Genomic DNA, 16265 nt, shown 5'->3' on the forward strand with positions numbered 1-16265 from the left:
CTGAGCAGGCATGACGCGCCTGCTCCCGGTCGCATGCCGGTGTGAAGGTTTGGCCAACGGGTGAGCGGCCACCCGGAGTTAGAGGTGGCCATGTCGAACACGAAGAACTCATCAGAATCACAGGATTCACAGGATTCCCGCAAAAGCGAAGAAAAGGACACGGAGCGTAACGTGGCGGAGGACCGGCCGAGCCCCATGGAGGTGCTGCGGCACGCGTGCGCCCAGCTCGGGGAGCTGACCGGCATGGCCGTGGAGAGTGCCTCGGCCTTCGAGCAGACGGAGGACGGCTGGTCCCTGGAGGTCGAGGTCCTGGAGCTCGCGAGGGTGCCCGACACGATGAGCCTCCTGGCGAGCTATCAGGTCGATGTCGACTCCCGGGGACAGCTCACCGGCTACCGGCGCGTTCGCCGTTACGAACGCGGGCGGGCCGACCCGCACAGGCCGGGCGGCCGCTAGGCCGCCTGCCTGCACCCATTACCCGTTCACCAGTCCACAGATAAGGAGGCGCGGTCGGCATGACCGTTGTCCCGGCCCAGCAGAGCGGCGGCGGAGGCGGCAGCAGTGGCCTCTACGACGTTCTGGAACTCGTCCTCGACAGGGGTCTCGTCATCGACGCGTTCGTACGGGTCTCCCTGGTCGGCATCGAAATCCTGAAGATCGACATACGTGTCGTCGTGGCCAGCGTCGACACATACCTGCGCTTCGCCGAGGCGTGCAACCGCCTCGACCTGGAGGCAGGGCCGCGCAAGGCCCCCGGCCTGCCCGACCTGGTCGGCGAGATGACCGAGTCCGGCGCTCGCGGCAAGTCCAAGGGCGCGCTGTCCGGCGCAGCCGAGACCATCTCCGGAGCCTTCAAGCAGGCCCGTGAGGAGGGCCAGGGTCAGGGCCAGACCGAGTCCAGGCCGCGGCCTCGCAAGTCGACGGCATCGCGCAGGAAGGAGGAAGAGGAGTGAGCACGTACGTCTACGGCATCACGGCCGCGTCCCATCCTTCGCTGCCCGACGGCATGGGAGGCGTCGGCGACCCGCCGCGTCCCGTGCGCATCCTCAAGGAGGGCGAACTGGCGGCGATCGTCAGCGAAGCTCCCGAAGGCCTGCGCCCCAAGCGCAAGGACCTGCTCGCCCACCAGAACGTCCTGAGCGAGTCCGGCGCGGCCGGCTGCGTCCTGCCCATGCGGTTCGGCAGCGTTGCCCCCGACGACGGCACCGTCACCGGGGTCCTCGCCGAGCGCGCCGATCACTACAGGGAACGCCTGCGCACGCTGGACGGCAAGGTCGAGTACAACGTCAAGGCCATCCACAACGAGGAGGCCGTGCTGCACCGGGTGATGGCCGAGAACCCGGAGATCCGCGCCCTGACCGAGGCCAACCGGCAGGCGGGTGGCGGCAGTTACGAGCAGCGGCTCCACCTCGGCGAGATGGTGGTGGCCGCGGTCAAGGCCCGGGAGGCCGAGGACGCGACCGACGTGCAGCACACCCTGGAACCGGCCGCCGAGGCGGTGAGCGTGGGCCCCGAGTCCTCCGGCTGGCTCGCCAACATCTCGTTCCTGGTGGAGCGCGACGAGGCCGCGTCCTTCCTGGCCGCGGTGGAACAGGTCCGTACGGGCCATCCGCACCTGGAACTGCGCGTCAACGGCCCGCTGCCGCCGTACAGCTTCGTGGAACCCGGCCCCGACAAGCCCGAGGGCACCACGCTGGGCGCTGACCACGCGGAGGAGTGAGGCGACCGTGGGACTCATCTCAGAGGTGCTGCTGCTGCCGTTCGCACCCGTGCGCGGCAGCGCCTGGGTGATCAGACAGGTGCTGAGCGAAGCGGAGCGCCTCTACTACGACCCGGCCGCGGTCCGGGCCGAACTCGCCCAGCTCGAGGAGCGTCTCGAGGCGGGCGAGATCGACGAGGAGGAGTTCGACCGCCTCGAGGACGAGCTCCTCGACCGGCTGGAGATCGGTCTGGGCGGCGGCGCGGGGACTGGCGAGGGGACGGCATGGTGAACCGAGTGGGAATGGGCCTCGCGGTAGGGGCCGGATACGTCCTCGGGCGTACCAAGAAGATGAAACTTGCGTTCGCGGTCGGCACCCTCGTGGCCGGCAAGCGGATGCATCTGAGCCCGCGGGCCCTCGCGGACCTGGCCTCCCAGCAGCTCCGGAACAACCCGCAGTTCAAGGAGATCGGGGACCAGCTGCGCGAGGACCTGCGCGGCGTCGGCAAGGCGGCCTCCGGGGCCATGGTGGAACGGCAGATCGACTCGATCGCCGACCGCCTGCACGGCCGTACCGCCCAGGTCCGCGACCAGCTCGCGGGCGTGGTGCCGGACGCGTCGGGCCTCGGGCACTCGGACGAGCGAGACGAGCGCGACGAGGACGAGGAGCCGGAGGAGGAGTACGAGGAGCCGGAGGCAGAAGAGACGGACGAGGCGCAAGAGGCAGATGAGTCTGACGAGGCCGAAGAGGCCGCTGATGCCGACGAGGACGCCGAGTCGCGCCGTAAGTCCGCGGCGAAGAAGTCGGCCAAGAAGGCGCCGGCGAAGAAGTCACCGGCGAAGGAGACGGCCAAGAAGCAGGCGTCCGAGAAGGCACCTGCCAAGAAGTCCACGGCGAAGAAGACGGCCGGGAAGAAGACCGCGGCCAAGAAGACGGCCGCCACAGCCGCCAAGAAGACCACCTCGGCCAGGAGCGCCGCCCGCGGCGCCCGGGCCCGCCTGCCGAAGGGAGGCGCTGAGCGATGACCGAGACCCTCGGAGCCGCGCGGGGCGTCACCGACAAGGCGAAGGACCAGGCGACGAACAACCCGCTCACCGACGTCGCCAAGAGCGAGGCCGCAGACCGGCTCAAGGCGGAGGTGCAGGAGTACCTCGCCGCCCAGACCCAGCGCCTGCTGATGGACTTCGGCCGCAAGCTCGGCGAGACCACGGTCAAGCTGAACGACATCGCCGAGGGCAGGAGTCCGGGCTTCGCCAAGCTCGCCCTCGACGGCGGCCGCAAGCTCGCCGAGGGCAAGGGCCCGGTGCGGTCCGCGCTGGAGCTCGGCGCCACGCGCGCCAAGGACAGCGTGGTCGGCGCGTTCAAGAACCTCGGCGGCAAGGGCAAGGGCAAGAAGGGCGGGGGCGGCAAGAAGCCGACCGTCATCATCGAGTTCATCGACGTCGGCGTGCCGCTGCGCACCGCTTACGACCAGTGGACCCAGTACCAGGACTTCAGCACCTTCGCGAAGGGCGTCAAGAGCGCGAACCGCGCCGACGACACCCATTCCGACTGGCAGCTGAAGGTCTTCTGGTCCAACCGCAGCTGGAAGGCCCACACCACCGAGCAGCTGGCTGACGACCGGATCTCCTGGACCTCGGAGGGCGCCAAGGGCACCACGAAGGGCGTCGTCTCCTTCCACCGCCTCGCCGACAACCTCACCCGCGTCCTGCTGGTCATCGAGTACTACCCCAAGGGGCTGTTCGAGAAGACCGGCAACCTCTGGCGCGCCCAGGGCCGCCGGGCCCGGCTCGACCTGAAGAACTTCGCCCGCCACATCACCCTCAAGGGCGAGGCGGACGACGGCTGGCGCGGCGAGATCCGCGACGGCGAGGTCGTCACGAGCCACGACGACGCCGTCGCCGAGGAGGAGGAAGAAGAGCAGGCCGAGGAAGCGTACGAGGACGAGGAAGAGGGCCCGTACGCCGAGGAGGACGAGGAGGAGACCGGCGAGTACGACGAGGAGGCGCCGGAGGAGGACGAGGCGCCCGAGGCCGAGGGCGAGGCCGCTGAAGAGGAAGAAGACGAGTACGAGTACGCGAACGGCGGGAGCCGACGATGACCACGCCCAGTCGGCTGCCCGAACCCTACGGCCACAGCAGCGGCGCCAACCTTGCCGACATCCTGGAACGCGTCCTCGACAAGGGCATCGTCATCGCGGGGGACATCCGCATCAACCTGCTCGACATCGAGCTCCTCACGATCAAGCTGCGCCTCATCGTCGCCTCCGTCGACAAGGCCAAGGAGATGGGCATCGACTGGTGGGAGGACGACCCCGCGTTGTCCTCCGGCGCCCGCCGCAAGGAACTCGCCCGGGAGAACGCCGAGTTGCGCGAGCGGCTCGCCCAACTGGAGCCCGACCGCACTCGTACTCGGGAGGAAGAGGCGTCATGAGCGGACTGCGCTACGTCTACGCCATCTGCCGCCCGCTCGGCGCGCCCCTGCAGTCCCAGCTGACGGGCGTGGCCGGCGACCCGCCCAGACTGCTCAACCACCACGGCCTGATCGCGGTCGTCAGCCATGTGCCGGAGCGGGACTTCGCCGAGAAGCCGCTCCGCGAGCATCTGGAGGACCTGGACTGGCTCACCGCGACCGCGCGCGCCCACCAGGGCGTGATCGACGCCCTCACCGTCGTCACCACGCCGCTGCCGCTGCGGCTCGGCACCGTCTTCCGTGACGACAGCGGCCTGCGGACGATGATGGAGGAACGCGAGGACTACTTCCGGCGTACCCTCGACCGGCTGGAGGGCCGGGTCGAATGGGGCGTCAAGGTGTACACCGAGCCGGAACCGGAAACGGAACCGGCGGCCTCGGGCGACGGCCGGCCCGGCCAAAAAGCGGCCTCGGGACGGGACTATCTGCGTCAGCGACGCCAGAGTGTGCGGGCCCACGAGGACAAGTGGCAGCAGGCGGAACAGTTCGCGAGCCGGCTGCACGAAAGGCTTTCCGCCTATGCCGAGGATTCCCGGCTGCACGCCCCGCAGAACCCCGCACTTTCCGGGGTGTCGGGGCGGAACGTGCTCAACGCGGCCTATCTCGTGTCGCGCGCCCATTCCGAGGAATTCGTGGAACTGGTGGACCGTACGAAGGGCGAGGTACCGGGAATGCGCGTGGAACTCACCGGCCCCTGGGCCGCCTATTCCTTCGCGACGGAGTTCACGGGGGAGGGGAACCGGTGACGGTGATCGAGCGCCGTGAGATCGCGCTGGTGGACCTGCTCGACCGGCTGCTCGCCGGCGGGGTCGTCATCACCGGCGACATCACGCTGCGCATCGCGGACGTCGACCTCGTCCGCATCGACCTGAACGCGCTGATCAGCTCGGTGAACGAACAAGTGCCGTCCCCTTGGGAGTCGTCGTGACCGAGCGACCCGACCGGACCGACCGGAGCGAGCGACCCGACGTGACCGAGCGACACCACCGGACCGCCGAGCGGCACAACCGGATGGACCTCGACCCCGACACCGTCGAGCGGGACCTGGTGAAACTCGTCCTGACCGTGGTGGAACTGCTGCGCCAGCTCATGGAACGCCAGGCCCTTCGCCGCTTCGACGAAGGCGACCTCAGCGAGGAGCAGGAGGAGCGCATCGGGCTCACCCTGATGCTGCTCGACGACCGCATGACCGAACTGCGCGAGCGGTACGGACTGCGGCCCGAGGACCTGAATCTGGACCTCGGGCCGCTCGGACCGCTGCTTCCCCGGGAATGACCCGGGGCCCCGGGAATGAACCCCGGGGTCAATTCACCACCTGTACCAACGGCCCCTGCCTCCGCCCGCGGTCGTACTCCGCATCAGGAAGCCCAGAAGCCATAGCACCAGAACAGCCAGCGCAATCCACCAGAGCAGTTTTACCGCGAATCCGGCACCAAAAAGGATCAGCACCAGAAGCAGTACCAGCAGGATGGGAACCATAGTGTGAACCTCCTGCATTCCGGGTTTCCCGGAAACGGCGATTCAGGCTTCCTTTCGGCACAGAATTTCTCCGTGCAGCACGCAGAACCAGCCGTCCTCCCGCTGCCCCCACTCCCGCCAGGCCGCCGACACCGCCCGCAGCTGCTCGCCGGTCGCGTGTCCGCCCTCCGTGGCCCGCTCGGCGTACGCCGAGGCCAGGGTGCGGTCCGCCCACAGGCCGCTCCACCAGGCGCGCTCCTCGGCGGTGGTGAAGGTCCAGGTAGCGGTGGTCGCCGTGATGTCCGCCAGGCCCGCCCTCAGCGCCCAGGACTTCAGCCGGCGCCCGGCGTCCGGCTCGCCGCCGTTGGCGCGGGCCACCCGCCGGTACAGGGCCAGCCAGTCGTCCATGCCCGGCGACTCGGGATACCAGGTCATCGCCGCGTAGTCCGAGTCCCGTACGGCGATGAGGCCGCCCGGCGCGGTGACCCGCCGCATCTCGCGCAGCGCCTGCACCGGATCGCCGACGTGTTGCAGCACCTGGTGGGCGTGGACCACGCAGAACGTGTCGTCCGGGAAGTCCAGGGCGTGCACGTCCGCGACCGCGAAGTCGACGTTGCCCAGGCCGCGTTCGGCGGCGGTGGCCCGGGCCTGGTCCAGGATGCCCGGCGCGTGGTCGACGCCGGTGACGTGCCCGTCCGGGACCAGGGCGGCCAGGTCGGCGGTGATCGTGCCCGGCCCGCAGCCGATGTCCAGGATCTTCATGTGGGGCTTGAGCGAACCGACCAGGTAGGCCGCCGAGTTGGCGGCCGTGCGCCAGGTGTGGGAGCGCAGCACGGACTCGTGGTGGCCGTGCGTGTAGACGGCGGTCTCCTGCGACTTCGACATGGGTACGGCTCCCTGTTCGGCGTCTCCTCGGGTACGCCTCACCGTACGCGCGCATGTCGAATGATGAGACCCGCGTTTTTCCATATGGACTGACGTGTCATCAGCTCCCGGCCGGCGGCCGGTACACCGTGAGCGCCAGGGGCAGCTTCTCCAGCGTCACCTCGCCCGCCACCTCGGTGACTTCACCGTCGTAGGCGAGGAGCGTGCCCGGGGCGACACCGGACAGGTGCAGCCGGCCCACCTGGACCGCCGCGTGGGCGGGGGAGCGGGTCAGCGGCCCGGCGACGGCGGCCGCGAGCAGCCGCAGCGCGGGCCGCCGCCCGCCGTGCACGACCCGTACGTCGAGCCGCCCGTCCGCGAGATCACGGCGGCGGCCGGGGGTCAGGCCCATCCGGTGGTAGGTGCCGTTGCCGGCGAACAGCAGCCACAGGGGCCGCGCCTCGCCGCGGAAGCCGGCCTCCAGCGGGTGCTGGTCGGTGCGGCTCACGCGCAGCGCCGCGAGCACTCCGGCCGGCCAGCCGCCGATCCGGGGCGACCAGCGCTCCCGCTCGCGCACCAGCTCCGGATACACGCCCAGGCTGCACGTGTTGAGGAAGATGCCCTGGTGTTCCCCGTAGGTGAAGCGGCCCACGTCCACCCGCACGCCCTCGCCGTCCCGGACGGCCCGGCTCAGATCGCGGACGCCTTCGACGCCGAGGTCGTGGGCGAAGTGGTTCAGCGTGCCGCCGGGCAGCACCGCCAGGGGCAGGCCGTGGCGCAGGGCGATCCCGGCGGCGGCGTTGGCCGTGCCGTCGCCGCCGCACACACCGAGGACCCGGGCGCGGGCCGCCGACTTCTCCAACTCGGCCGGGACATCGGCCGGTTCGCACTCGACGACCTCGGCCGCGGGCAGGGCGTCCTGCAGGGCGCGGGCCCGGTCGGCGGTGCCCGAGCCGGTGTTGACGACGACCACCAGGCCCTCGCCGTCCGGCAGCGCGGGAACGTCCGCGCGGGGCCGGGCCGGCGGCAGCGACTGGGCGCGGGTCGGCACCAGGGCCCGTACGGCGAAGGCGGCGCCCACGCCCAGCGTCGCGCCCGCCAGTACGTCGCTCGGGAAGTGCACGCCGGTGTAGACGCGGGACATGGCCACCGAGAAGGCGACCGGTGCCACCACCGCGCCCCAGGAGGGCGACTCCAGGGCGACCCCGGCCGCGAACGCGGCCGCCGACGCCGAATGACCGGACGGGAACGACGTGGTGATCGGCTGCCGCTTCAGCTGCCGCACCAGCGGAACCGGGTCCAGGACGGGCCGCGGGCGACGCACCGAGCGCTTGCCGAAGGTGTTGATGGCCAGGGAGGCCAGGCTCAGCGAGGCGAGGCCCCGCGCCGCCGCCCGGCGGGCTCGGGGTGTGCGGCTCGCGGCGATCGCGGCTGCTGTCGCGAACCACAGCACCCCGTGGTTCGCGCTCCGGCTCAGTCGTGGCAGGACCGGTTCGGCGGCGGGCCAGTGCTGCCCGGCGGCGAACTCGAACAGCCGGCAGTCCAGGGTCAGCAGCCGGTCGCGCAGCACATGGGGGCCGGGCTTCGGGACGGTGAGGTCGACGTCTGGGCTCATGCCCTCCCGGATACCCTGAAGCGGCCGTTTCTTGTCCGGCGGGCCGTCCTGGAGGACCCCTCATGCGTCTGCTGCTCATCCGTCACGGCCAGACCCCCACCAACGTGCGGTTCCTGCTGGACACCGCCGTCCCGGGCCCCGGCCTCACCGAGCTCGGCGAAGCCCAGGCCGCCGCCCTGCCCGAGGCCCTCGCGGACGAGGACATCGAGGCCCTGTACGCGTCCACCCTCGTCCGTACCCAGCTCACCGCCGCCCCCCTGGCCGCCGCCCGCGGCCTCGACGTGCGCGTCCGGGACGGCATCCGCGAGCTGTCCGCGGGGGACCTGGAGATGCTGCCGGGGGACTCGGAGCAGGGCCGGCGGTACATGGAGACGGTGTTCGCCTGGTCGGCCGGCGACACGGCACTGCGCATGCCGGGCGGGGAGAGCGGAGCCGAGGCGCTGGCGCGGTACGACGCGGTGGTCGCCGAGGCCGCCGCGAGCGGCGCCTCGACCGTGGCCATGGTCAGCCACGGCGCCGCCGTCCGGATGTGGACGGCGGCCCGCGCGGACAACGTCGACGTGGCCTTCGCCGCCGCCCGGCCGCTGGACAACACCGGTGTCGTGATCCTCGACGGCTCGCCGTCCGACGGCTGGAAGGCCCTGTCGTGGGCGGGTGCGACGGTCGTCCCCGCGGGCGAGGGCGGCCCCACGGGACGGCCCGTCGACGCGGACTGAACGCATAACGGTTTGCCCGGGCTCGCCGGCGGCCCGCACAATGCGGCCTCATGGGACATCTGGAAGCCGCACACCTCGAGTACTACCTCCCCGACGGGAGGGCGCTGCTCGGCGACGTCTCCTTCCGGGTGGGCGAAGGGGCCGTCGTGGCCCTGGTCGGCCCCAACGGCGCCGGCAAGACCACCCTGCTCCGGCTGATCTCCGGCGAGCTCAAACCGCACGGCGGGACCGTCACCGTGAGCGGCGGCCTCGGGGTGATGCGCCAGTTCGTGGGGTCCGTACGGGACGAGACGACCGTGCGGGACCTGCTCGTGTCGGTCGCCTCGCCCCGCATCCGCGAGGTCGCGCGGGCCGTCGACAAGGCCGAGCACGCGATCATGACCGTCGACGACGAGGCCGCCCAGCTCCAGTACGCGCAGGCCCTCTCGGACTGGGCCGAGGTGCGCGGCTACGAGTCCGAGACGCTGTGGGACATGTGCACCATGGCCGCGCTCGGCGTGCCCTACGAGAAGGCGCAGTTCCGGGAGGTACGCACCCTCTCCGGCGGCGAGCAGAAGCGGCTGGTCCTGGAGGCGCTGCTGCGCGGCAGCGACGAGGTGCTGCTCCTGGACGAGCCCGACAACTACCTCGACGTGCCCGGCAAGCGCTGGCTGGAGGAGCGGCTGAAGGAGACCCGCAAGACGGTCCTGTTCGTCTCCCACGACCGGGAACTCCTCGCCCGCTCCGCCGAGAAGATCGTCTCCGTGGAACCCTCGCCCGCGGGCGCCGACGCCTGGGTGCACGGCGGCGGCTTCGCCACCTACCACGAGGCCCGCCGCGAACGCTTCGCCCGCTTCGAGGAGTTGCGCAGGCGCTGGGACGAGAAGCACGCACAGCTGAAGAAACTGGTCCTGAATCTCCGTCAGGCGGCCTCCATCAGCCACGAGTTGGCCTCCCGCTACCAGGCCGCCCAGACCCGCCTGCGCAAGTTCGAGGAGGCCGGCCCGCCGCCCGAGCCGCCGCGCGAACAGGACATCAGGATGCGGATCAAGGGCGGCCGTACCGGCGTACGGGCCGTCACCTGCAAGGGACTCGAACTAACCGGCCTGATGAAGCCCTTCGACCTGGAGGTCTTCTACGGCGAACGCGTCGCCGTCCTCGGCTCCAACGGCTCCGGCAAGTCGCACTTCCTGCGCCTGCTGGCCGGCGACACCGTGGCGCACACAGGGGAGTGGAAGCTCGGGGCGCGCGTGGTGCCCGGACACTTCGCCCAGACACACGCCCACCCCGAACTGGAGGGCCGCACGCTCCTGGACATCCTGTGGAAGGAACACGCCCAGGACCGCGGCGCCGCCATGTCCCGGCTGCGCCGCTACGAGCTCACCGGCCAGGCCGAGCAGAGCTTCGAACGGCTCTCCGGCGGCCAGCAGGCCCGCTTCCAGATCCTCCTGCTGGAACTCCAGGGCGTCACCGCCCTGCTCCTCGACGAGCCGACCGACAACCTCGACCTGGAATCCGCCGAAGCCCTCCAGGAAGGCCTGGAAGCCTTCGACGGCACGGTCCTCGCGGTCACCCACGACCGCTGGTTCGCCCGCTCCTTCGACCGCTACCTGGTCTTCGGCAGCGACGGCCGGGTACGGGAGACGACGGAGCCGGTGTGGGACGAGCGCCGCGTGGAGCGGGCCCGGTAACCAGAGGTCACCGGGCCCGGCAGGCGCCGCGCGCCGCTGAGGGGGATCACTTCCAGCGCAGCAGCGCCCCCAGACCGCCCACCGGAACCTCGTGGTCGGTCGCCGGAGCCGCCGGTGTCACCGAGATCGCCGGGGCGCCCGTCGCGACCGCCGACCGGATCAGCGCGTCGTCCGCCCGGGCCGGCCAGGAGTGCTGCTCGCCGAGGATCTTCAGATCCGTGCGGCGCACCGCCAGCTGGTCGGGATCCTCGCCGATCCACACCTCGCGGTGCGCGTCGGGGCCGTCCGGACGGATCAGCAGCTCGTCGATACGGTGCTCGCGCGCCGCCTCGACCAGCGCCGGTACGCCCTCGACCGCCCCGGCACGCCCGTCGTCGCCCGGCTCGCGGGCCGCGAGGAACCGTTCCAGCTCACGCTCCGCCCGCTGGCGTACATGCGCGGCGCGTGCCTGCTCCACGTCCTCCTGGAGCAGCCTGCTGCCGGTGCCGTGCGGCGCCTCCACGACCCGGTCGTGCAGCCGCTTGGGCAGCCGCTCGTGCACGGTCCGCCGCTCCCGGTCGTCACCGACCAGGATCAGCAGGTCGGCCTGGGTCTCCTCCTGGCAGACCGCGAGCGCGTCCGCGATCTCGGCCGCGTTGTGTTCCCAGGTGTTCTCCACCCGCAGCTGGAAGTGCCGCTCCGACCAGTCGGTCGACCGCGTACGGTGGATTGGATACTGTCGACCGACGACCGAACCGGCCTCCTGCGGTCCGAACGCGCTGCGCAACTCGAAATCGGCGCCCTTGCGGTCGACGTACCCGACGATGCACACGGTGTCCTCACCGGCCAGCTCCAGCAGCGGCGCGGTGTGCGGCAGCGGCGCCCAGTACGCGCTGTTGCCGTCCGGAGCCCTGGTCAGCGGCGGATCGAGTACGACCTCGCCGGCCCGTGCGAACACGGCCCGCCCGTGCGGTTCGGAGGAGTGCTGGAGCTCCTCCAGCGCCTCTCGCACGGCCCGGCACGTCTCCTCGTCGGCGCCCTGCCCGGCCAGCTCCCGGGACACCGCGATCGCGGCCAGGTGCCGTTCGTGGGGCGTGTCCTCCGTGTGCCGGGAGGTGTCGACGTACACGGAGGCCCAAGGCCCCGGATGTTCGTAGAGTGGATGCAGAAACGCGAGATCCATGGCTCCCTCCCGGGTGCCGCTTGGGGGTAGTGCTCACCGGGCGGGTACCCGGAGGGCATGAACGAACACGACGAGCGGGACATGACCATGACCGGAGTCGACGCCGCCCGGCTGGACGACCAGCAGCTCATGAAGGAGCTGGAGACCATCCACCGCACGCGCCACGACACACTGCTGTACGCCTCGAACGACGCGCTGCGGGCCCACAACGACCGCATGGCGCAGCTCGAGGGCGAGTTCCTGCGCCGCAATCCGCACCGCCCGGTCGCCGCGGGCCGCACCCGTGAAGGAGCCCGGGAACGCGGCAGCGGGGAGTCGGCGACTCCCCGCTCCTGAGCGTCTCCCGATCTTTTAGGGGCGATCTACCAGGGGTGATCTACCAGGGCGCCTCGCCCGTCTCCGGTCAGTGGCGCGTCGGCGGCCGGTCCCAGTACCGGTGCGCGGCGATCGCCGCCACGAATGCCCGGGTGAACTCCTCGCTCGCGGTGCCGGGCGAGGTGTCCGTCACCACGCCCCGGTCCGTCACGACCCGGTGGAACTCGGTCGACAGCCTGACCCCTTCCGGCTCCAGCGCCGACAGGATCCCCACGCCCGAGCCGAGGGCGCCCACCGGCTTCCCGTGCCGGTAGGCGTCCCGGACGAAGCGGGCGATGTCGGGGTCGGCGGCCGTCGGCGGCGTGCCGACCGGCCCGCCCGGCAGCAGCACGGCGTCATACAGTACGGAGGCTACGGTCGGCAGTGCACGGTCGACTGTATACAGTTCACCGTCGGTTCCCTGGATACCGCCGTCCGTCGCCGCCAGCGCCTCCACGATCGCGCCCTCCGCGGCCAGCGCCTGGCGCACCGAGCTCACCTGCTCGGCGTCGATGCCGTCGGAGACGAGGACCGCGATCTGCCGGGTGCGGATCGAGCCGTTGCCGCGCAGGGACTCCAGGCTCAGCGCGGGGGAGGAGAGCTTGGACGTCTCCGCCGGGGCCGACGAAGGCTCCGGCACTCCGATGCCCCGCGCCACCTCGGCCGCCAAGTCGCGGTCCACCTTGGCCAGTTGCTCGACCGTCCGGGACCGGACCGTCCTCGCGTCGACCTTCCCGAGCTCGAACCGGAAGGCCTCGACGATGTGCTGCTTCTCCCAGTCCGCCATGCTGTTCCAGAACAGCGCCGGCTGGCTGTAGTGGTCCTGGAAACTGGGGCTGCGCCGACGGATCTTGTGGCCGTCCACGCGCTCCGCGTAGTGCGTGAACGCGTGCCCGTCGGCGCCGGCGTGGGCGGGGCAGCCACCGCCCAGCGAGTTCGGGAAGTAGTTCGTGCCCCGGTGGATCGTGCTCTGGTGGTAACCGTCGCGCTGGTTGGTCCGCACCGGCGTCACCGGACGGTTCACCGGCAGCTGGGAGAAGTTGGGTCCGCCCAGCCGGATCAACTGCGTGTCCAGATAGGAGAAGTTGCGGGCCTGGAGCAGCGGGTCGTTGGTGAAGTCGATGCCGGGGACGACGTTGGCCGTGTGGAAGGCGACCTGCTCGGTCTCGGCGAAGAAGTTGTCCGGGTTGCGGTTCAGGACCATCCGGCCGATCGGCCGGACCGGCACCTGCTCCTCCGGGATGATCTTCGTGGCGTCGAGCAGATCGAAGTCGAAGGCGAACTCGTCCTCCTCGGGGACGAGTTGGACACCCAGCTCCCACTCGGGATACTCGCCCGCCTCGATCGCGTCCCACAGATCACCCCGGTTGAAGTCGGGGTTGCGGCCCTGGCACTCCTGGGCCTCGTCCCACACCAGCGAGTGCACACCGAGCCGCGGCTTCCAGTGGAACTTCACGAACGTGCCGCGCCCCTCGGCGTTCACGAACCGGAAGGTGTGCACGCCGAAGCCCTGCATCATGCGATAGCTGCGCGGGATCGCCCGGTCCGACATCAGCCACATGATCGCGTGCAGCGTCTCCGGCTGCAGGGACACGAAGTCCCACAGGGTGTCGTGCGCGGACGCGCCCGTCGGCATGTCGTTGTGCGGTTCGGGCTTGAGCGCGTGCACGAAGTCGGGAAACTTGATGCCGTCCTGGATGAAGAAGACCGGGAAGTTGTTCCCGACCAGGTCGTAATTGCCCTCCGAGGTATAGAACTTGGTGGCGAAACCGCGCACGTCCCGCACGGTGTCCGCCGAGCCCTTCGGGCCCTGCACGGTCGAGAACCGCACGAACACCGGTGTCTTCACCGCCGGGTCCTGGAGGAAGCTGGCGCGGGTGAACTCCGCGCAGGACTCGTACGGTTCGAAGTAGCCGTACGCGCCCGCGCCCCGCGCGTGCACCACCCGCTCCGGGATCCGCTCGTGGTCGAAGCGGGTGAGCTTCTCCCGGAAGTGGAAGTCCTCCATCAGGGTCGGCCCGCGCTCGCCCGCCGTCAGCGAGTCGTCGGTGTGGTCGACCTCCACCCCCTGGTCGGTGGTGAGCGGACCGGCGGCCGGGTCGTCCGAGCGGAACGCCTCACGCTGGTCCTGCTTGCGGTCGTCGGGGGCTGTCATCAGGCGGCCTCCTGGGCGAACACGTCGAGGTAGGCCTCGCAGAACGCCTTCAGGTCGTCCGGTTTGCGGCTGGTGACCAGCTTGTTGGTGCCGTGGTCGCAGATCTTCACCTGCTCGTCCACCCAGGTGCCGCCCGCGTTGCGGATGTCGGTCTCCAGGCTCGGCCAGGAGGTCAGCACCCGGCCGCGGACGACGTCCGCCTCCACCAGGGTCCACGGGGCGTGGCAGATCGCGGCCACCGGACGGCCCTGCGCGAAGAAGTCCCGTACGAACGCCACGGCCTTCTCGTCCATCCGCAGGAAGTCCGGGTTGGCGACCCCGCCCGGCAGGACCAGCCCGCCGAAGGAGTCGGCCGACGCCTCGCCCACGACCTCGTCCACGGGGAACGTGTCCGCCTTGTCGAGGTGGTCGAACGCCTGGATCTCGCCGGACTTCGTCGACACCAGCACGGGTTCGTGACCCGCGTCCTTCGCGGCCTGCCACGGGTCGGTGAGTTCGATCTGTTCGACGCCTTCGGGTGCGGTCAGAAACGCGATGCGCATGATGGTTCAACGACCTTTCTCGGAACGCTTCTTGGTGCGCGGGGCACGCCACTTGGCCTCGTCGCCCCCCGCGCGCTTCTTCCTCGACCGGGCCGCGCGCCGGCAGCGCAGCAGCTCCTCGCCGTACGGCAGGAGCACGCAGGCGCCGATGGCGGCGGTGATGCCCGCGAGATAGCCGGGCGACAGCTGCGGCCGGCGCGGTAACAGACGCCAGGCGTCCGGGTCGCCCCGGCCGCCCCGCAGCAGTGACCTGACCTGGTCGGCGTGCAGACACGTCAGGGCGGCCAGCGCGCCGAACGGCAGCGACTCCAGGAAGCTGTGGATGTGCTGCTCGACGGGCTTGACCTCGCGGTCGCTGTGGACGGCTGTGCGCACGTCCCACAGTGCGGTCGCCTCGTGCACGGCGGCTCCGCCGAGCTGCACGCTCAGCAGCAGCGGGTTGACCTCGTAGCGCAGGGTCAGTGCGATGGGGAGGCCTACCTCGGCCATCATCAGCGAGTGGATCAGGGACTCCTTGGTCCCGGCGGTGTCCTCTATGCGGGTGCGCCGGTGCATGACCCAGTCGGCGAGACCGGGCACGAACCAGCCGGGCAGCAGCCCGTACAGCAGGTAGCGCGTGGTCGTCTCGCCGACGTCCACGACGGTGCCCGAGGCCGCGATCCTCGTGGCCTGGTCGCGGCCCGGGCTCACAGGGTGTCCCGCCCGTCGGCGCCCCGCGCGTCGTCGGGCAGGGCCCGGCTGATGTCGGCGAGCGCCGAGTCCGGGTCCTCGGCCTCGGCGAGGTCCCCGAGGCTCACCATCCCGACCGGCAGCCCGTCCTCGACGACCGGCAGGCGCCGTACGGCGTGCTCGCGCATCAGCGCCACCGCCATCGACACCGGATCGTCCGGGGCGACCACCACCGGATCCGGCGTGCACACCATCTGTGCGCTCACCGTCAGGGGATCCGCGCCGTCGGCGACGGCACGCACCGTGATGTCCCGGTCGGTGAGCATGCCGACGACCTGCTGTCCGTCGGCCACCAGGACGTCGCCGATGTCCTGCGTGCGCATCAGCTGCGCCGCCTCGACGAGCGAGGCGTCCGGGCGTACGGCGACGACGCCCGGGGTCATGACGTCCTTCACGAAGTCGGCCGCCACTAGGCGCCCTCCCTCCGGGTCAGGGTCCGTGCCAGTTCCTGCACGGTGGCGTAGGACTCCTTGCGCGGCCGTCGCTCCACCGCCTCGGCGAGGGTGTCGGGGGCGTTCTTGCGGCGCAGGGTGTGGGCCAGTTCCACGGACGTGGCCGGGAAGGAGCTGCGGCCCAGGATCCGGGCCAGCTCCAGCCGGACCGTCTCCAGCGACGCCCCGGCCGGTGCGACGGGCCCGCCCCAGATCTCCGGATCGTCGTCGGCGGTCGGCTCCGGGTCGTGCCACTCCTCGCTGCGCGTGGGGTGGCCGGACCGGAGCAGACCCTGCAGTTCGTGCTTCATCTCGTCGTCGCGGTGACGACTCAGCCGGTCGCTGCCTCGCTGCATGTCTCCCTCCAGAACTTCGGGGTGGACACCCGCGTACCCGA

22 protein-coding genes are annotated in these 16265 nt (G+C 71.0%); 13 read left to right on the forward strand and 9 right to left on the reverse strand.

What is annotated here, in order from left to right; translation table 11 throughout:
- Nucleotides 1–90 precede the first annotated feature (90 nt).
- The 10 genes from QFZ76_RS40295 (at nt 91) to QFZ76_RS40340 (ending at nt 5447) form a co-directional block, all read left to right on the forward strand.
- Nucleotides 91–456 (forward strand): gas vesicle protein, encoded by a 366-nt coding sequence (locus QFZ76_RS40295; protein ID WP_307678295.1) that lies wholly within the window; start codon nt 91–93, stop codon nt 454–456.
- A gap of 59 nt (nt 457–515) precedes the next feature.
- Nucleotides 516–953 carry a gas vesicle structural protein GvpA gene (locus QFZ76_RS40300; protein ID WP_307678296.1) on the forward strand — a complete coding sequence of 146 codons (438 nt, stop codon included), beginning with the start codon at nt 516–518 and terminating at the stop codon, nt 951–953.
- On the forward strand, nt 950–1720 hold the full coding sequence (locus QFZ76_RS40305; RefSeq protein WP_307678297.1) for a GvpL/GvpF family gas vesicle protein: 771 nt from the start codon (nt 950–952) through the stop codon (nt 1718–1720). The genes QFZ76_RS40300 and QFZ76_RS40305 overlap by 4 nt, the downstream gene beginning before the upstream one ends.
- Before the next feature lie 7 nt (nt 1721–1727).
- The gene (locus QFZ76_RS40310) at nt 1728–1991 is read left to right on the forward strand and encodes a gas vesicle protein GvpG (RefSeq protein WP_307678298.1); all 264 of its coding nucleotides are present in this window, start codon (nt 1728–1730) and stop codon (nt 1989–1991) included.
- The gene (locus QFZ76_RS40315; protein ID WP_307680271.1) at nt 1988–2725 is read left to right on the forward strand and encodes a DNA primase; all 738 of its coding nucleotides are present in this window, start codon (nt 1988–1990) and stop codon (nt 2723–2725) included. Before QFZ76_RS40310 ends, QFZ76_RS40315 begins: the two co-directional genes overlap by 4 nt.
- Entirely contained in the window at nt 2722–3801 is a 1080-nt protein-coding gene (locus tag QFZ76_RS40320) for an SRPBCC family protein (protein WP_307678299.1), read from the forward strand. The genes QFZ76_RS40315 and QFZ76_RS40320 overlap by 4 nt, the downstream gene beginning before the upstream one ends.
- Nucleotides 3798–4133, forward strand: coding sequence for a gas vesicle protein (locus tag QFZ76_RS40325; protein WP_307678300.1), 336 nt, complete (start codon nt 3798–3800; stop codon nt 4131–4133). The genes QFZ76_RS40320 and QFZ76_RS40325 overlap by 4 nt, the downstream gene beginning before the upstream one ends.
- A complete protein-coding gene (locus QFZ76_RS40330) occupies nt 4130–4918 on the forward strand; it encodes a GvpL/GvpF family gas vesicle protein (RefSeq protein WP_307678301.1) in 789 nt (262 codons plus the stop codon). Before QFZ76_RS40325 ends, QFZ76_RS40330 begins: the two co-directional genes overlap by 4 nt.
- Complete coding sequence (locus QFZ76_RS40335; protein WP_307678302.1) at nt 4915–5100, forward strand: gas vesicle protein; 186 nt, start codon at nt 4915–4917, stop codon at nt 5098–5100. The genes QFZ76_RS40330 and QFZ76_RS40335 overlap by 4 nt, the downstream gene beginning before the upstream one ends.
- Nucleotides 5101–5183: 83 nt before the next feature.
- On the forward strand, nt 5184–5447 hold the full coding sequence (locus QFZ76_RS40340) for a gas vesicle protein K (RefSeq protein ID WP_266453027.1): 264 nt from the start codon (nt 5184–5186) through the stop codon (nt 5445–5447).
- A gap of 33 nt (nt 5448–5480) precedes the next feature.
- On the opposite strand, the gene QFZ76_RS40345 is transcribed toward QFZ76_RS40340, so the two are convergent.
- From QFZ76_RS40345 to QFZ76_RS40355, 3 genes are all read right to left on the reverse strand, one after another.
- A complete protein-coding gene (locus QFZ76_RS40345) occupies nt 5481–5651 on the reverse strand; it encodes a hydrophobic protein (protein WP_307678303.1) in 171 nt (56 codons plus the stop codon).
- A gap of 42 nt (nt 5652–5693) precedes the next feature.
- Nucleotides 5694–6515: a class I SAM-dependent methyltransferase gene (locus QFZ76_RS40350; protein WP_307678304.1), complete on the reverse strand. Its 822-nt coding sequence runs from the start codon at nt 6513–6515 to the stop codon at nt 5694–5696.
- 100 nt (nt 6516–6615) lie between these two features.
- Nucleotides 6616–8109: a bifunctional phosphatase PAP2/diacylglycerol kinase family protein gene (locus QFZ76_RS40355; RefSeq protein ID WP_307678305.1), complete on the reverse strand. Its 1494-nt coding sequence runs from the start codon at nt 8107–8109 to the stop codon at nt 6616–6618.
- A gap of 62 nt (nt 8110–8171) precedes the next feature.
- On the opposite strand from QFZ76_RS40355, the gene QFZ76_RS40360 reads away from it, so the two are divergent.
- Nucleotides 8172–8825 (forward strand): histidine phosphatase family protein, encoded by a 654-nt coding sequence (locus QFZ76_RS40360; RefSeq protein WP_307678306.1) that lies wholly within the window; start codon nt 8172–8174, stop codon nt 8823–8825.
- Between the two features lie 50 nt (nt 8826–8875).
- Nucleotides 8876–10495: an ABC-F family ATP-binding cassette domain-containing protein gene (locus QFZ76_RS40365; RefSeq protein WP_307678307.1), complete on the forward strand. Its 1620-nt coding sequence runs from the start codon at nt 8876–8878 to the stop codon at nt 10493–10495.
- Between the two features lie 46 nt (nt 10496–10541).
- On the opposite strand, the gene QFZ76_RS40370 is transcribed toward QFZ76_RS40365, so the two are convergent.
- On the reverse strand, nt 10542–11657 hold the full coding sequence (locus QFZ76_RS40370; protein ID WP_307678308.1) for a Vms1/Ankzf1 family peptidyl-tRNA hydrolase: 1116 nt from the start codon (nt 11655–11657) through the stop codon (nt 10542–10544).
- A gap of 57 nt (nt 11658–11714) precedes the next feature.
- On the opposite strand from QFZ76_RS40370, the gene QFZ76_RS40375 reads away from it, so the two are divergent.
- Nucleotides 11715–11993: a DUF6158 family protein gene (locus QFZ76_RS40375; protein WP_307678309.1), complete on the forward strand. Its 279-nt coding sequence runs from the start codon at nt 11715–11717 to the stop codon at nt 11991–11993.
- A gap of 67 nt (nt 11994–12060) precedes the next feature.
- Here QFZ76_RS40375 and QFZ76_RS40380 read toward each other — a convergent pair whose 3' ends face one another.
- Genes QFZ76_RS40380 through QFZ76_RS40400 form a run of 5 tightly spaced genes read right to left on the reverse strand, consistent with a single transcriptional unit; the run spans nt 12061 to nt 16224 of the window.
- Complete coding sequence (locus QFZ76_RS40380; protein ID WP_307678310.1) at nt 12061–14166, reverse strand: catalase; 2106 nt, start codon at nt 14164–14166, stop codon at nt 12061–12063.
- Nucleotides 14166–14708: a type 1 glutamine amidotransferase domain-containing protein gene (locus QFZ76_RS40385; protein WP_307678311.1), complete on the reverse strand. Its 543-nt coding sequence runs from the start codon at nt 14706–14708 to the stop codon at nt 14166–14168. Before QFZ76_RS40385 ends, QFZ76_RS40380 begins: the two co-directional genes overlap by 1 nt.
- A gap of 6 nt (nt 14709–14714) precedes the next feature.
- Nucleotides 14715–15398: a diguanylate cyclase gene (locus QFZ76_RS40390; protein ID WP_307678312.1), complete on the reverse strand. Its 684-nt coding sequence runs from the start codon at nt 15396–15398 to the stop codon at nt 14715–14717.
- Nucleotides 15395–15820 (reverse strand): CBS domain-containing protein, encoded by a 426-nt coding sequence (locus tag QFZ76_RS40395; RefSeq protein WP_373464562.1) that lies wholly within the window; start codon nt 15818–15820, stop codon nt 15395–15397. The genes QFZ76_RS40390 and QFZ76_RS40395 overlap by 4 nt, the downstream gene beginning before the upstream one ends.
- Before the next feature lie 26 nt (nt 15821–15846).
- The gene (locus tag QFZ76_RS40400) at nt 15847–16224 is read right to left on the reverse strand and encodes a DUF2795 domain-containing protein (protein ID WP_307678314.1); all 378 of its coding nucleotides are present in this window, start codon (nt 16222–16224) and stop codon (nt 15847–15849) included.
- Nucleotides 16225–16265: the final 41 nt, after the last annotated feature.

Source organism: Streptomyces sp. V4I2 (assembly GCF_030817655.1).
GTDB classification, from domain to species: Bacteria; Actinomycetota; Actinomycetes; order Streptomycetales; family Streptomycetaceae; genus Streptomyces; species Streptomyces plumbiresistens.

Excerpts from the sequence above, each read along its gene's own strand:
- QFZ76_RS40295 (WP_307678295.1), top strand. The coding sequence starts at position 91 with ATGTCGAACACGAAGAACTCATCAGAATCACAGGATTCACAGGATTCC.
- QFZ76_RS40300 (WP_307678296.1), top strand. The coding sequence starts at position 516 with ATGACCGTTGTCCCGGCCCAGCAGAGCGGCGGCGGAGGCGGCAGCAGT.
- QFZ76_RS40320 (WP_307678299.1), top strand. The coding sequence starts at position 2,722 with ATGACCGAGACCCTCGGAGCCGCGCGGGGCGTCACCGACAAGGCGAAG.
- QFZ76_RS40325 (WP_307678300.1), top strand. The coding sequence starts at position 3,798 with ATGACCACGCCCAGTCGGCTGCCCGAACCCTACGGCCACAGCAGCGGC.
- QFZ76_RS40330 (WP_307678301.1), top strand. The coding sequence starts at position 4,130 with ATGAGCGGACTGCGCTACGTCTACGCCATCTGCCGCCCGCTCGGCGCG.
- QFZ76_RS40340 (WP_266453027.1), top strand. The coding sequence starts at position 5,184 with ATGGACCTCGACCCCGACACCGTCGAGCGGGACCTGGTGAAACTCGTC.
- QFZ76_RS40345 (WP_307678303.1), bottom strand. The coding sequence starts at position 5,651 with ATGGTTCCCATCCTGCTGGTACTGCTTCTGGTGCTGATCCTTTTTGGT.
- QFZ76_RS40350 (WP_307678304.1), bottom strand. The coding sequence starts at position 6,515 with ATGTCGAAGTCGCAGGAGACCGCCGTCTACACGCACGGCCACCACGAG.
- QFZ76_RS40355 (WP_307678305.1), bottom strand. The coding sequence starts at position 8,109 with ATGAGCCCAGACGTCGACCTCACCGTCCCGAAGCCCGGCCCCCATGTG.
- QFZ76_RS40360 (WP_307678306.1), top strand. The coding sequence starts at position 8,172 with ATGCGTCTGCTGCTCATCCGTCACGGCCAGACCCCCACCAACGTGCGG.
- QFZ76_RS40365 (WP_307678307.1), top strand. The coding sequence starts at position 8,876 with ATGGGACATCTGGAAGCCGCACACCTCGAGTACTACCTCCCCGACGGG.
- QFZ76_RS40370 (WP_307678308.1), bottom strand. The coding sequence starts at position 11,657 with ATGGATCTCGCGTTTCTGCATCCACTCTACGAACATCCGGGGCCTTGG.
- QFZ76_RS40375 (WP_307678309.1), top strand. The coding sequence starts at position 11,715 with ATGAACGAACACGACGAGCGGGACATGACCATGACCGGAGTCGACGCC.
- QFZ76_RS40380 (WP_307678310.1), bottom strand. The coding sequence starts at position 14,166 with ATGACAGCCCCCGACGACCGCAAGCAGGACCAGCGTGAGGCGTTCCGC.
- QFZ76_RS40385 (WP_307678311.1), bottom strand. The coding sequence starts at position 14,708 with ATGCGCATCGCGTTTCTGACCGCACCCGAAGGCGTCGAACAGATCGAA.
- QFZ76_RS40395 (WP_373464562.1), bottom strand. The coding sequence starts at position 15,820 with ATGACCCCGGGCGTCGTCGCCGTACGCCCGGACGCCTCGCTCGTCGAG.
- QFZ76_RS40400 (WP_307678314.1), bottom strand. The coding sequence starts at position 16,224 with ATGCAGCGAGGCAGCGACCGGCTGAGTCGTCACCGCGACGACGAGATG.